This is a genomic window from Bacillus sp. GZB (assembly GCF_001975995.1).
In the GTDB taxonomy this organism is placed as follows: domain Bacteria; phylum Bacillota; class Bacilli; order Bacillales; family Bacillaceae; genus Bacillus; species Bacillus velezensis.
This window is the reverse complement of record NZ_MTQG01000018.1, coordinates 282,791-296,985: the sequence shown is the minus strand read 5'-3', so window position 1 is coordinate 296,985 and position 14,195 is coordinate 282,791. Positions and strand designations below refer to the sequence as shown.

At 48.2% G+C, this 14,195-nt stretch carries 14 protein-coding genes; 12 read left to right on the top strand and 2 right to left on the bottom strand.

The features are described from left to right. Positions 1 to 118 precede the first annotated feature (118 nt). A complete protein-coding gene (locus BXO87_RS17610) occupies positions 119 to 1,477 on the top strand; it encodes a YcdB/YcdC domain-containing protein (protein ID WP_038456886.1) in 1,359 nt (452 codons plus the stop codon). Here the strand turns inward: BXO87_RS17610 and BXO87_RS17605 are convergent. Beyond that, entirely contained in the window at positions 1,474 to 1,977 is a 504-nt protein-coding gene (locus BXO87_RS17605; RefSeq protein ID WP_032872745.1) for a M15 family metallopeptidase, read from the bottom strand. The genes BXO87_RS17610 and BXO87_RS17605 overlap by 4 nt on opposite strands. A gap of 109 nt (positions 1,978 to 2,086) precedes the next feature. Here BXO87_RS17605 and BXO87_RS17600 point away from each other — a divergent pair, with 109 nt between their 5' ends. The 6 genes from BXO87_RS17600 (at position 2,087) to BXO87_RS17575 (ending at position 8,557) form a co-directional block, all read left to right on the top strand. Beyond that, positions 2,087 to 3,208: a response regulator aspartate phosphatase gene (locus BXO87_RS17600; RefSeq protein WP_003156660.1), complete on the top strand. Its 1,122-nt coding sequence runs from the start codon at positions 2,087 to 2,089 to the stop codon at positions 3,206 to 3,208. 115 nt (positions 3,209 to 3,323) lie between these two features. Beyond that, the gene (locus BXO87_RS17595) at positions 3,324 to 4,103 is read left to right on the top strand and encodes a glucose 1-dehydrogenase (RefSeq protein WP_038456888.1); all 780 of its coding nucleotides are present in this window, start codon (positions 3,324 to 3,326) and stop codon (positions 4,101 to 4,103) included. Positions 4,104 to 4,186: 83 nt separating this feature from the next. Then, positions 4,187 to 5,866: a glycoside hydrolase family 13 protein gene (locus tag BXO87_RS17590; RefSeq protein WP_038456891.1), complete on the top strand. Its 1,680-nt coding sequence runs from the start codon at positions 4,187 to 4,189 to the stop codon at positions 5,864 to 5,866. Positions 5,867 to 6,050: 184 nt separating this feature from the next. Next, positions 6,051 to 7,010, top strand: coding sequence for a metal ABC transporter substrate-binding protein (locus BXO87_RS17585; RefSeq protein ID WP_038460649.1), 960 nt, complete (start codon positions 6,051 to 6,053; stop codon positions 7,008 to 7,010). A gap of 54 nt (positions 7,011 to 7,064) precedes the next feature. Next, positions 7,065 to 7,760 (top strand): metal ABC transporter ATP-binding protein, encoded by a 696-nt coding sequence (locus tag BXO87_RS17580; RefSeq protein WP_021495283.1) that lies wholly within the window; start codon positions 7,065 to 7,067, stop codon positions 7,758 to 7,760. Next, a complete protein-coding gene (locus tag BXO87_RS17575) occupies positions 7,718 to 8,557 on the top strand; it encodes a metal ABC transporter permease (RefSeq protein WP_038456895.1) in 840 nt (279 codons plus the stop codon). Before BXO87_RS17580 ends, BXO87_RS17575 begins: the two co-directional genes overlap by 43 nt. Before the next feature lie 44 nt (positions 8,558 to 8,601). On the opposite strand, the gene BXO87_RS17570 is transcribed toward BXO87_RS17575, so the two are convergent. Continuing rightward, entirely contained in the window at positions 8,602 to 9,597 is a 996-nt protein-coding gene (locus BXO87_RS17570; protein ID WP_038456898.1) for an LLM class flavin-dependent oxidoreductase, read from the bottom strand. A 275-nt stretch (positions 9,598 to 9,872) separates the two neighbouring features. On the opposite strand from BXO87_RS17570, the gene BXO87_RS17565 reads away from it, so the two are divergent. The 5 genes from BXO87_RS17565 (at position 9,873) to BXO87_RS17545 (ending at position 14,192) form a co-directional block, all read left to right on the top strand. Continuing rightward, positions 9,873 to 10,469 carry a TerD family protein gene (locus BXO87_RS17565; protein WP_015239102.1) on the top strand — a complete coding sequence of 199 codons (597 nt, stop codon included), beginning with the start codon at positions 9,873 to 9,875 and terminating at the stop codon, positions 10,467 to 10,469. A 23-nt stretch (positions 10,470 to 10,492) separates the two neighbouring features. Beyond that, complete coding sequence (locus tag BXO87_RS17560; RefSeq protein ID WP_003156648.1) at positions 10,493 to 11,074, top strand: TerD family protein; 582 nt, start codon at positions 10,493 to 10,495, stop codon at positions 11,072 to 11,074. Between the two features lie 32 nt (positions 11,075 to 11,106). Continuing rightward, the gene (locus BXO87_RS17555) at positions 11,107 to 11,685 is read left to right on the top strand and encodes a TerD family protein (RefSeq protein WP_038456899.1); all 579 of its coding nucleotides are present in this window, start codon (positions 11,107 to 11,109) and stop codon (positions 11,683 to 11,685) included. Positions 11,686 to 11,723: 38 nt separating this feature from the next. Next, positions 11,724 to 12,497 (top strand): TerC family protein, encoded by a 774-nt coding sequence (locus BXO87_RS17550; protein ID WP_003156644.1) that lies wholly within the window; start codon positions 11,724 to 11,726, stop codon positions 12,495 to 12,497. Positions 12,498 to 12,569: 72 nt separating this feature from the next. After that, positions 12,570 to 14,192, top strand: a complete 1,623-nt coding sequence (locus tag BXO87_RS17545) for a YceG family protein (protein WP_020955279.1) — start codon at positions 12,570 to 12,572, stop codon at positions 14,190 to 14,192. Positions 14,193 to 14,195 lie beyond the last annotated feature (3 nt).

Sequence of the window (14,195 nt, the reverse complement as noted above, 5' to 3'; positions counted from 1 at the left end):
CCCTCTTTGCTAAAAATAGACACATAAAAGGCACTTTCTTCCCTTTAAAAGGATAAGGGCGTTTTTATATAATTAAAAACAGTTCTTTTTTATACACTCTTCTGAAAGGATGACCCCATTGCTGAAAGAACATCTGAGAAAAAAAGCGCTGGAGATCGGGAACATACCGCCGCACTATGAGCTTGAAATAGAAGATTATGATGAAAAACAAAAAACGAGAGCCTATTATATATGGAAAAATCGTAACCATCCGGATAAAACGGTAACGATTGAGCTGGGCGACGACGGATCTTTGCTTACCTATTCACGCAACGACTGTCCGGGTTCAGACATGCAGCTGTCAGACGCCGAATTAAAGCTGACGGCTCTTCGGTTTGCGGCGAGACACCGCCCGCTTACTTTTATGAATTTCATCTTTCAGGCGAGGGAAGAACGCAATGGGTGCATCCGATTTATCTATACAAAAAAAGTGCTCGGCCGGCCGCTTCCCGATTCAGGTTTTTTCGTTGATGTAACCAGGAGCGGCTTCGTCGTGCAGTTTATCTATTACGGGGATAAGGGTGAAGCGCCCGTCCCGGAAACATTCGTCGATCGGGAAAAAGTCGTCTCGCATTATATGAGTGTGCTGACATTCAGTCTCGTCTATGATGTGGTCAATTTTGAGAAAATACCGCGTCTCGTCTATGAACCGATTCTGCCGGCTTACAGCTATCCGGCCGGTGAAGATGATATCGTGCCGGATCAGCAGCTTTGCGAAGACAGGAATGAGCCGGCAAAACCGCTTCCCGCGTTTGAACATAAACGGGAAATCAGCCTGGATGAATTGATGGGGTTTACCTCGGATATGGTTCAGACGCGCCGGCGCGATCTCGGGGATGAGATCGGAACGACATGGCGGAAAGGGTCGGTTCCGGAACGGAAAGATTTGAGTATCGAAAGCTATTTTGAAACCAGCAACAAAAATACAATGAAGATGAAAACGGACAAAAAGACAGGGAAAATGACAGCCTTTAAATCTTTTATTGAGCATCAGGGCCCGGCCTTTTATTCTGCGGAAGAGTGTGAGGCCGTCGCGCTTCAATTTTTATACAAGCTTTATCCGAGAGCGGACGAGTTTTTTAAAATGAACCCGCTGAAAACGGACGGAAGGGGCAGGTTCCGCTTCCATTTTTCCATATGGCATCAGGATATTCCGCTGCGGTTCGGCGCTGCGAGAATACTTGTCAGTCCCGTAACGGGGCTTGTGGAAGCTTACATGGCGCCTGACATTGACCCGGAGCAGCTGGAGAAGATCAATCCGGTGCCGGCCGTTACTCCCGAAGAAGCAAAGGCCGCTTTTTTATCCGATTTCCATCTGCGGCTGGAGTGGCAGCGCGATTTTACGCCGTCCGGCAATGAAGGATATAAGCTTGTGTACAGGCCTGTCTATCCTCCGTACATTGATGCGCAAAAGCGAAAAAAGAAAAGGTTTTATTAGCCAGGGATCATTTGTAAATGAGGATAATCTTTAAAGCCTCTCCAATCGCCTCCCCAATCAAAACCGAGCGTTTTGGCAATCGATACGACCTCAAGCCAATCGGGCGTGCCGTTTCGGTTTCCGTCGTACGTCATATCCCAAATCAGGCTTCCATCCTTTTTTTGCAGGGCGAAGTCGATCGCAAGGCCGTAATTGTGGTAAGATTCCCCGCCTTTTGCGTAGGTGACGATATTTCCTTTTTTTGAACGTCCTTGACGGTACAATTCGTTTTGTTCCTCAATTGATCTGAAACCCTCTGTGATAACGACGGTGATGCCTTTTTTCAGAGCGGCCGTCTGCAATAGCTCCGCATTCTGCCTCACGAGCGGATGAAGAGCGCTTGGAATGGCTCTATCTTGTAATGCCGTCTGCGGCCTCAATTCTTTCTGCACATAGGAAAAACATAGGTCTGCGGAAAAGAAGAGGATCAAAAGCAGCGCAATTCTGACTGGTCGTTTCATGGTGAATTCTCTCTTTCTTTAATTGATTAAAATCTTTGTTTGCTCACTGCCATAAATTTGCTATGATAAAATATAACATAATTAGTAGCCGGAGGAAGGAGGCAAATCTATGAAATCCAAGATTCCATCTGAAGAAGTGGCCGTAAAGATGAATGAATGGTATAAGCTGATCCGCGCGTTTGAAGCCGATAAAGCTGAAGCGCTGAAGCGGGAGATTCAATATGAACTCGAAGATATGGAAGAGAACCAGGATTTATTGTTGTATTTTTCATTGATGGAATTTCGGCACCGCATCATGCTGGATAAATTAAAACCCATGAAAGACGGCGACTGCCAGCCTCCGTTCTCTGAAATGCTCACTGAGATTGAGATGAACCAGCAAAAGCTGACCGGCTTACTGGAATATTATTTTTACTATTTCAGGGGAATGTATGAATTTAAGCAGAAAAACTTCATCTCAGCGATTTCTCATTATAAGCGGGCTGAGGAAAAGCTTGAATATGTGGAAGATGACATAGAGAAAGCCGAGTTTCTGTATAAAATTTCTGAGGTGTACTATCATATCAAGCAGACTTTCTTTTCGATGAATTACGCGGGGCAGGCGCTTGATATTTACAAGAAATATGAATTATACGGAATGAGAAGGGTGCAGTGCAAATTTATCATTGCCGGAAATCTGATGGACGCCCAGCAGCATAAAAAAGCGCTGGAATACCTCGAATGCGCCTTGGAACACGCGGAGCGGCTTGATGATCAATATATGATTGCTGCGGCCTATTATAATATCGGGCACTGTATGTACAGTCTGGGTGACTTTTGCAAGGCGGCGGAGGATTTTGAACGGGCGGCTGCCGGATTTGAAGCACACAGCTTCCGGCAGGTCATCCAGGCTGTTTTTTCACTCACACATATCTACTTTAAAACGGAAAAATACAGTGAAGCCGCCGCCAGCTGCGCGCGGGGCATGAGAAGCGCTGCGGAGTGGGAAGATGAGATCTATATGACGAAATTCCGTCTGATTAAAGAGCTTTATCAGGGGGAAGGCGGACAGGATTCGCTCAAAGAGTATTTTGACATTCTGGAATCAAAAGAGCTGTTGGCTGACACAGAGGAACTGCTTCAGGACGCGGCTCATTTCTTTCATAAACGGGAGAACTACAAAGCGGCATCTTATTTTTTCAGCAGGCTTGTCGGCGTGCAAAAAAGGCTGCAAATGAACAACTACGCATAATGAAAAAAAGAACGAGGGAGCTTCGGTTTCATCGTTCTTTTTATGATCTCTTTTGTTTTCAGCTGATTAAAACCGGGTACATGCTCTGTATTAACATCAGGGAGGAAAAGAGACAATGTATCAGGATTTACAGGGAAAAACAGCAATCGTAACAGGTTCTTCGAAAGGAATCGGAAAGGCCATTGCCGAACGCTTCGGCAAGGAGCGGATGAATGTGGTTGTGAATTACCTCGGTGATTCCTCCGGAGCGGAAGAAGCGGCGGACATCATTGAGAAAGCGGGAGGCAGAGCCGTCACCGTAAAAGCCGATGTATCCTCAGAAGAAGGGATTCAGGCGCTGTTTCATGCCGCCCAGGAGCATTTCGGGGGCGTGGACGTGATGGTCAACAATTCCGGCTTTAACGGGACCGAAGCGATGCCCCATGAAATGAGCCTGGAGGATTGGCAAAGGGTCATCGACGTCAACGTGACCGGCACCTTTTTGGGGGCGAAAGCGACACTGAAACATATGCTCGAGCGCGGCAAAAAAGGAACGGTCTTAAACATATCGAGCGTTCATCAGCAAATACCGCGTCCTGAAAACGTGCAGTACTCGGCATCCAAAGGCGGGATCAAAATGATGACGGAAACGATGGCGCTCAATTACGCAGACAAAGGCATCCGGGTGAATGCCATCGCTCCCGGCACGATCGCCACGGAGTCCAATAAGGATCTGGAAGATGAAACACATAAACAAGCCCAGCTGAAAAAAATTCCGATGAACGCCTTCGGAAAACCGGAAGAAGTCGCCGCGGCCGCTGCATGGATGGTGTCGGAAGAAGCGAGTTACGTGACCGGAACGACACTTTTCGTCGACGGAGGCATGACGCTTTATCCGTCTCAGCTGGATAGATAAAAGAGGAGGGGAAACCTTCTCTTTTTTGTTTAGAGCAGGGTCATAAAGGAAATGGTTTTCTAAAAAAACAGGGGGATCGCAAGATGGCGAATGACTGGTGGAAAGACGCCGTTGTCTATCAAATCTATCCGCGAAGCTTTCAAGATACGAACGGCGACGGCATAGGCGACCTGCGGGGGATTATCGCGCGTCTCGATTATATAAAAGAACTTGGCGCTGATGTGATATGGATCTGCCCGATTTACCCGTCGCCAAACGTCGATAACGGCTACGATGTGACGGATCATCAAGCAATTATGGAATCTTACGGAACGATGGAGGACTTTCACGATCTGCTTACAGAATGCCGCAGCCGCGGATTAAAGCTTGTGATGGATTTCGTCTTAAATCATACCTCCACGGAGCATCCTTGGTTCAAAGAGGCGGAAATGAATCCGGACAGCAAATACCGCGATTATTATATTTGGCGGCCGGGCACCGCGGACGGCCCGCCGACCGATTGGGTGTCGGATTACGGACAATCCGTCTGGCAGTACGAAGAACATACGGGCGAATATTACCTGCATATGAACGCCGTCAAACAAGCCGATCTGAATTGGGAAAATCCCGAGGTTCGGCAATCAGTGTACGAGATGATGAGATTTTGGCTCGATAAAGGCGTGGACGGATTGCGTATAGACCAGCTCCATCTTCTGTCAAAAAAAGAATATTTGCCGCCATATGAAGACTACATCGCCCGCCGGGCCGATCCGAAGCCTTTCCGGCCAAACGGGGCACGGATACATGATTACTTAAAAGAAATGACGAAAGAGGTATTTTCCAAATATGACGTGATGTCGGTCGGCGAGGCCGGATCAGTGACGCCTGAGGAAGGGCTGGTCTACACGGGAACCGATGAGCATGAACTGAATATGATTTTTCATTTTCAGCATATGGAGCTTGATCAAAAGCCGGGCCAAGAGCATTGGGATGTAAAACCGCTTGAGCTATCCGATTTGAAGAAAGTGCTCACAGACTGGCAGGAAAAACTGGAACATCGAGGCTGGAATACGCTGTATTGGTGCAATCATGACCAGCCCCGGATCGTATCCCGTTTCGGAGACGAAGGCACATACCGCAAAGCATCCGCCAAAATGCTTGCCGCCCTGCTTTATTTCATGAAAGGCACGCCGTACATTTACCAGGGGGAAGAAATCGGCATGACAAACGCTCCGTTTGACAGAATAGAGGATTATCAAGATATTCAGACCGTCAATATGTATCATAAAAGGGTATTTGAAATGGGCCGCAACAGGGAAGAAGTCATGGCGTCCATTATGGCGAAAAGCCGGGACCATGCCCGTACACCGATGCAGTGGGACGGCAGCAAGAATGCCGGATTTACGGAGGGCGAACCGTGGCTCACGGTCAATCCCAATTACAAAACCGTCAATGCGGCCGAGGCTCAGGATGATCCCGATTCTATATTGAACTTTTACAAAAAACTGATCCGCCTGCGAAAACAGTATGCTGATATCATAAAAGGCAGCTACACGCTGCTGCTTCCTGATGACCCGCAGCTGTTTGTGTATGAAAGACAGGCAAACGGACAAAAACTCATGCCCATCAGCAACGTATCGGAAGAAGAAGCCGTCTTTTATTGGCCGGATGGCTCCGAACCTGAAAGCGCCGAGCTGCTTCTCAGCAACTATGAAAATGACGGCGGCACGGGATCCCGCATCACATTCCGCCCATACGAAACAAGAGTTTATCTGCTTGCCTGATATGTGATATGACGCCCCCGTCCATACATGACGGGGGCTTTTTAGGTAAATCGGATATCAATTTAGAAAAAAAATCTTGCAAAACGTAATTACTTCGTTTTATTATGGTATAGGTAACAAATGAACGAGAAAGTACGCTTTGGAAATCGTCATCATTCTGATTTACAGAACAGGGGGAAACGGCTTGTTTAAAAAATGGAGCGGAATCATTGTCATTGCGGCATGCTTTTTAATCGCGGCGGGCTGCGGCAATTCATCTTCAAAAGGTTCGTCAGGTTCTTCGAAAAGTGGCAAACTGCACGTCGTGACGACCTTTTATCCTATGTACGAATTCACGAAACAAATTGTCAAAGACAAAGGCGATGTAGACATTCTCATCCCGTCTTCGGTCGAACCCCATGATTGGGAGCCGACGCCGAAGGATATCGCCGGCATTCAAAACGCCGATCTTTTCGTATACAACAGCGAATATATGGAGACATGGGTTCCTTCAGCGGAAAAAAGCATGAGCTCTGATCATGCGAAGTTTGTAAAGGCGTCAAAAGGAATTGACTTACTCGAAGGTTCGGATGAAGAGGAAGAGGAACATGGACACGAGGGTCATGACCACAGCCACAGCATGGACCCTCACGTGTGGCTCAGCCCGGTTCTTGCGCAAAAAGAGGTCAAAACCATTACGGCGCAGATCGTAAAACAGGACCCGAAGAATAAAGCATACTATGAGAAAAATAGTAAAGAATATATTGCAAAACTGCAGGATCTTGATAAACTATACCGTACAACATTAAATAAAGCGGCGAAAAAAGAACTGATCACACAGCACGCGGCATTCAGCTATCTCGCCAAAGAATACGGCTTAAAACAAGTCGCGATTGCAGGCCTTTCTCCTGAAGAAGAGCCGAGTGCGGCCAAACTGGCGGATCTCAAAACGTTTGCCAAAAAGCATGATGTGAAGATCATCTACTTTGAAGAAGTTGCATCGCCTAAAGTTGCAGATACACTTGCCGGTGAAATCGGCGCGAAAACGGAAGTGCTCAATACACTGGAAGGTTTAAGCCAAAAAGAACGGGATAAAGGCATCGGTTATATCGACATTATGGAGAAAAACCTTGATGCACTGAAAGATTCGCTATTGGTTAAATAACATAGTGTGCGCCGCGGGGTGCACACTATTTCTATGCGGGAAAGGAAGGTCAGCATGAATCTCGTTACATTAAAAGATATCGTTTTTGGTTATTCGCATACACCGGTGCTTGACGGCGTGTCGCTGGAAATCAAAAGCGGCGAATTCGTCGGCATTACAGGACCGAACGGCGCGTCAAAATCGACGCTGATGAAAGTCATGCTCGGCATGCTCAGACCTTGGGAAGGAACGGCCGAGATCAGTAAAAAAAACGCAGCCGGAAAACGCCTGACAATCGGCTATGTTCCCCAGCAGATTTCTTCATTTAACGCAGGATTCCCAAGCACGGTTCTGGAGCTTGTGCAATCAGGCCGTTATACGAAAGGAAAATGGTTTAAACGATTGAACGAAACGGATCACCACGAGGTGGAAAACGCGCTGAAGATGGTGGAAATGTGGGATTTCCGCCATCGGAAAATCGGCGATTTATCCGGCGGACAGAAGCAGAAAATCTGCATTGCGAGAATGCTTGCGAGCAATCCGGATCTGCTGATGCTTGATGAGCCGACAACCGCGGTTGATTATGAAAGCAGACAGGGTTTCTACGAATTTATGCACCATCAGGTGAAAAATCACAACCGCACCGTCGTCATGGTGACACACGAACAAAACGAAGTACAGCAGTATCTGGATAAAGTCATACGGCTTGAGAGGGGGGAAAAAGGCGGATGGAAATGTTTGACTTGGAATTCATGCGACGAGCTTTTCTAGCGGGAAGCATGATCGGAATTATGGCGCCGATATTAGGCGTATATCTCGTGCTGAGAAGACAGGCGCTGATGGCGGATACGCTGTCTCATATTTCATTGTCGGGCGTGGCCATCGGTTTTTTTCTCAGTACCAATATTACGGCGGCGAGCATCGTTGTCGTCACGATCGGAGCTATCGGCATTGAATACATGCGGCGGGCGTACCGTACATATTCAGAGGTATCTATCGCAATTTTAATGGCGGCCGGGCTGTCGTTTGCGATGTTTCTGATCAGCCTGTCAAAAGGCGGCGCGTCAATGAGCATCGATCAATATTTATTTGGATCGCTTGTCACGGTCAGCCAGCAGCAGGTCTATATTATCGGAGGCATTACCCTGCTGATTCTGCTTTATTTCATTATATTAAACAGACCGCTCTATCTTCTTACCTTTGACGAGGCGACGGCGAAGACATCAGGCATTAACACAAACCTGCTGTCAATGTCATTCAGCATCGTGACGGGGCTGGCGATTTCGGTCATTATTCCGATTATCGGCGTGCTGCTCGTTTCCGCGCTCCTCGTACTGCCCGCGGCTTTTGCAATCCGTATCGCCAAAGGGTTTAAATGGGTGTTTGCGGCAGCCATTATTATTTCTCTTTTCAGTGTGTTCATGGGGCTGACGTCTTCGTACCAGCTCGGAACGCCTCCGGGGCCGTCAATCACTTTACTGTTAATCATTCTGCTTCTGCTCGGGTTTACGCTGCAGGGGATGTGGAATGCGTTTAAAAAAGGAAAAGAACGAAAAAACCGCCGTTAAGCGGTGCAGCAGTCTCATCTGCTGCTCCGTTTGACGGCTTTTTTTTACAGAAATATATCAGCAAGACGCTCATATGACTCTTTTTTTGCTTCGAAATCAAAGACGTTGCACAGCACCATCATCTCTTTTGTCTGATACCGCTCGGAAAGTTCAAGCAGACGGCGTTTCACTGCGGCAGGAGAGCCGATCACCATCCGCTTCCTGTTTTCTTCTATCTGTTTACGATCCTCCGGCGAATACGGATAAGCCTTCGCTTCTTCCACACTCGGCACGCGGCTGTCGGCGCCTTTTCCGACACGAAGAAGCCATAAATCCTGGCTTAAGGCGAGTTCTTCCGCTTTTTCATCCGTAGCCGCGCATATGACGAAAATGGCACAGAGCGAGGCGGGAGCGGAAAAATGGACGGAGGCCCGGAAATGGTCCCGATAGATCTGAAAAGCTTTTTCCCCGCGTTCCGGATTAATGAAATGGCCGAAGACATAGCCCGCACCTTGAAGAGCGGCGCGTCTGGCGCTGTTTTCCCCGAGGCCGAGCACCCAAAGCTGCGGGGCTGTTTCAATCAAAGGCGCTGTTTTTATTCCGGCATAAGCATGGTCCGAGGGAACTGAATCTGTCAGAAAGGATGATAAATCCTGAAGCTGCCTGTTAAACTCGGTCATGCTTTTCTTTACCCCGTCTGTGAGGGCGAGCCGGATTTTCGTTGTACCGCCCGGTGAGCGTCCGACCCCAAGGTCAATCCGGTTCGGGTGCAGCGCCTCAAGCTGACGGAAAGTTTCCGCGACTTTATAGGGGCTGTACTGCGGCAGCAGCACGCCGCCTGATCCGACACGGATGGATGTTGTAGCTGCGGCGGTATGAGCGATCATAATTTCCGGCGAAACGCTTGCGAGCCCTCTTGTGCCGTGATGCTCGGCAAACCAGTACCGCTTATAGCCCCATCCTTCACTGAGGCGGGCGAGCTCCGCTGAACGGCGGAGCGTCTCGTGCGGCCCGTTTCCTTTGGATACGGGCGCCTGATCAAGTATGCTTAAATCAATCACTCGTCTGCCCCTTTCCTGACATGTATTGATACAAGGATAGGAAAAATGTTCAGTCCCCGTCAATTTCTTTGTTTTCTCTATTCTCTCCGGAACGAAGGAGAATATAGGAAGTAATTTTTCGCCGTTTTTCGCCAAAAATTCTTATGTTTTATGAAACTTTGATATAATAAAAGACGTATATCTTAATAAACACCGGGATTCTTGTCCCGGAATTTAGTAAAAATGCGCACTTGCGGCGTGCTTAGCGGCACCCTTACAGAATAGGAGTGAATCATATGGCGATCTCTTTACAAAAAGGACAGCGGATTGATTTAACAAAAGGAAAAGCCGGCCTGTCAAAACTGCTGGTCGGACTCGGCTGGGACCCTGTATCATCCGGGGGCTTTTTCGGAAAGCTGTTTGGCGGAGGCGGTGCCAATATCGACTGTGACGCTTCCGTACTGATGCTTGAAAATGATAAAATGACAGACAGCAAAAACGTCATCTATTTCGGCAATCTGAAAAGCCGGTGCGGCGGTGTCGTACATACGGGTGACAACCTGACGGGTGAAGGCGACGGCGATGATGAACAAATTCTCATCGATTTGGCGAAAGTGCCCGCTCAGATTAATAAACTTGTGTTTGTCGTCAATATTTACGACTGCGTCAGACGAAAACAGGACTTCGGTATGATTCAAAACGCGTTCATCCGCGTCGTTGATCAGGCTAATCGCGAAGAACTGGTGACTTACAATTTAAGAGATAACTATTCAGGCAGAACGAGCCTGATCGCGGCTGAAATCTACCGCCAGGACGGCGAGTGGAAATTCGCCGCAGTAGGAGAAGGCACAAACGATACAAAAATCGGCGATATCGTTAACCGATACGCCTAAACGATAAAAAGGAGAGTGCACACATGGCAATTTCATTGGCAAAAGGACAAAAAGTAGATTTGACTAAAACAAATCCGGGTCTTTCTAAAGTCGTTGTCGGCCTTGGCTGGGATACAAACAAATACGACGGCGGACATGATTTTGATTTAGATTCCAGCGTCTTTCTATTAAATGAAGCAGGAAGATGCGCGTCGCCTGATGATTTCATTTTCTATAATCAGCTTGAAGGCGGAAACGGCTCTGTCGCACATTCAGGCGACAACCTGACAGGCCAGGGCGAGGGCGATGACGAAAGCGTAAGAGTCAACCTGAGCGCGGTGCCCGCGGCTATTGACAAAATTTCATTCGTCATCACGATTCATGAAGCGGAAGCGCGCGGCCAAAACTTCGGACAAGTTTCCAACGCGTTCGTGCGCATTGTCAATGAAGAGACAAATGAGGAGCTGATCCGCTATGATCTGGCTGAAGATTTCTCAATTGAAACAGCCATTATCGCAGGGGAGCTTTACAGACATAACGGCGAATGGAAATTTTCCGCGATCGGCTCAGGCTACCAAGGCGGACTGGCCCGTATTGCGACAGATTACGGCCTGCAAATCGGCTGAACCATATCACACACAGAAGGGAGAGACGGCACATGGCTATTCAATTGGCGAAAGGACAGCGTGTTGATCTGACAAAAACGAACCCCGGCCTTACAAAAGCGGTGATCGGCTTAGGCTGGGATACGAACAAGTACTCCGGAGGGCATGACTTTGACCTTGACGCGTCGGCTTTTCTTGTCGATGCCCATGACAACTGTGTAAATGATCTTGATTTTGTTTTCTACAATAACCTGGAACACCCAAGCGGGGGTGTCATCCATACGGGAGACAACCGGACGGGCGAGGGCGAGGGAGACGATGAACAAATTATCGTCGACTTCTCAAAAATACCCGCAAATATTGAAAAGATCGGCATCACCGTCACGATTCATGATGCGGAAGCGCGCGGCCAAAATTTCGGACAAGTGTCGAACGCGTTCGTGCGTGTCGTCGATGAAAACACCCAGAATGAACTGCTTCGTTTCGATTTAGGGGAAGACTTCTCGATTGAAACGGCGGTTGTCGTTTGTGAGCTTTACCGCCATGGGGCTGAGTGGAAGTTTAACGCCATCGGCAGCGGGTTTTCCGGCGGTCTGGCATCACTTTGCCGGAATTACGGCTTGCAGGTGTAAGCAGGAAATTACCGTTTTACTAAATAGGAGGAAAAAACTTGGATTTTCTACATCATATTATGTCGACCTACGCTTCCTTTTTTGATTGGAAAATGTGGGGTGAAGTGCTGACTGACCCTGTATCATGGGGGCTGATCGGTTCCTTGGTTCTGCTGGAAGGGCTGCTGTCGGCCGACAATGCGTTAGTGCTTGCGGTGATGGTAAGGCATCTGCCTGAAAAACAGCGGAAGAAAGCATTAACATACGGATTGTTCGGGGCATATATTTTCCGTTTTATCTTTATCGGGATCGGAATGCTGCTCATTAAGTTCTGGTGGATTAAAGTGCTTGGCGCGCTGTACCTGGCTTGGCTCGTCATTAAGCATTTCTGGATCGGAGAAGGTGATGACGATACGGAAGGCATGAAGAAAAATTCATGGATGGTCCGTACGTTCGGAATTTTCTGGGCCACTGTCGTTTCAGTTGAGTTAATGGATTTGGCCTTCTCTGTTGACAGCATTCTGGCCGCGTTTGCGGTATCGGAAAAAGTGTGGGTGCTCTTGATCGGCGGTATGCTTGGCATTCTCATGATGCGTACAGTCGCAAAAGTATTCCTTGTTTTAATTGATAAAATCCCTGAGCTTGAAAATACGGCTTTTGTGCTGATCGGGATTATCGCCGTGAAAATGGCGGCGAGCGCCTTTGATTATGAAATGCCGCACGTGGTGTTCTTCGGAATCATCATCGCTGCGTTTGTGGTAACGTTTATTATCCACTATTTCAACAAACAAAAGCAGGTTCAGGAGCAAACGGCTGCATCTAAAGAAGAATAAAACAAAAAAGGAGGGAGAGTTCATTTCCTTCCTTTTTTGTACCGATCATCATGAAGAGAAAGGAGGAAAATGATGAGGCAGGAAGAATTGGTGATCCGAAAGGCCGAGCCGGAAAACGATGACTGGGAAACGTTTCTGATGCGGCCGCTGCCGGAACGTCCCGGTTACGAGCGGGAAAACGGGCTGGCGTTTACCCGTCTTGCCGTCCGGATTTTGGGTACTCCTTATGATGAGACGGAGTATTACAATAAGCTTTTCGAGCTGTCTTCTCATGAAAACATCCATGTGTTAAGCGAGACGCTGGATAAGACCATCGCGCCGGAAACGTTTCAGGCGCTCCAGCACATCCATTCGGTCAATCAAAAAGAGAAAGGGCTTTCGGTTTCCAGATTTGTCGCGTTTCTCGATGGGGGCAGGCTGCTTGCCAAACACGCTGATCCGCTTATGCACCGCCGGCTGAGAACCGCGTTTATGACGCTTTTGGAAACCTTTGCGGACCGGCATGAAAACGGGCTGAATCATCCCGATTTCCGGCGTGTGCTCTTGGATGTGTCAAAGTTTTCGCTGAACCACCTGAATCCATGGCTCGAACAAGCCGATATAGAGCGTGAGATGCCGAAGGTGGTGTGGTATGGAGACGCTACCAAAAGCCAGCTCTATTTTCTCTATTATCTCATGCTGATCGGCTGTGACGTCCTATTGTTTCATCCGACTGCGGAAGACCCGTTCAGCTTGATTGATCCGGATGAGGAACTCAGCTTTGTGATAAAGCTCCCCGCAACAGGCGGCCTTGAGCCATTCCCGAAAGAAAAGCCGGACAGAACGTCCACGACGGCCTACCGGTCAACGAAAGAAATTGAGCATGTGCTGAACCATGAGGAATCTATGATGTATAAGCCTTGGCAGTTCAGGGATCATACCCCGCAGTCCGTGACATTAAAAACGACGTATGATGAGTTATTTCTCATTGCGAAGGAGCGGGCGTTTATCCGGCCGCAATTTAAAGCGGACAGGGAGCGGGTGGCCGTTCCGAACCTTTTTGCGAAAGTGATGGGGGTTTCCAAAGATACGAAAGAATATTGGAACAGACTCCATACCGCCGCAGACTATCAGGAGACACACATGATCCGCAGTTTTCCGTTTACGGAAGAGCTGAAAGCCAACTACCAGTATCACTACAGTCAGGTTTTGAACGAAGAAGGAGCGATTGACGCGGACAGGCTGAAAAGAAGCAACATCTGGCAGTACAAGCATCTCCCGTCAGGCGTGCAGAACGCCATCGCCAATGTGATTTCTGACATGTGCAGAAACCCAGGGCTGAAGGCTTTGCCCGGGGAGCAGGCAAGGGATGCCGCAATCTATTTGTTCCGCCAGGCGACGAACCTGCCCGCTTCGCTGCTGCAATTGATTCAGACGTTTGATTACGCCCAAACCGTTCCGAAACTCGTTTTATATCATACGGAACAAAATGGCGAACTTACACGTTCTGACGCCGCCGCTCTATTGTTTTTAAATAAATTCGGCGTCGATATCATCTTGTATAATCCGCCGGGCCATCAAGACATTGAGCATTATATTGAAGAAAGCCAATTTGATGTCCATTGGCTGGAGGACATGGTATTTCGGCAGGAATATAAGGAGCCGTCACTCGTAAGAAAGCTGTTTAGAACCATTACGCAAAAGCAGGGAGAGTAAATA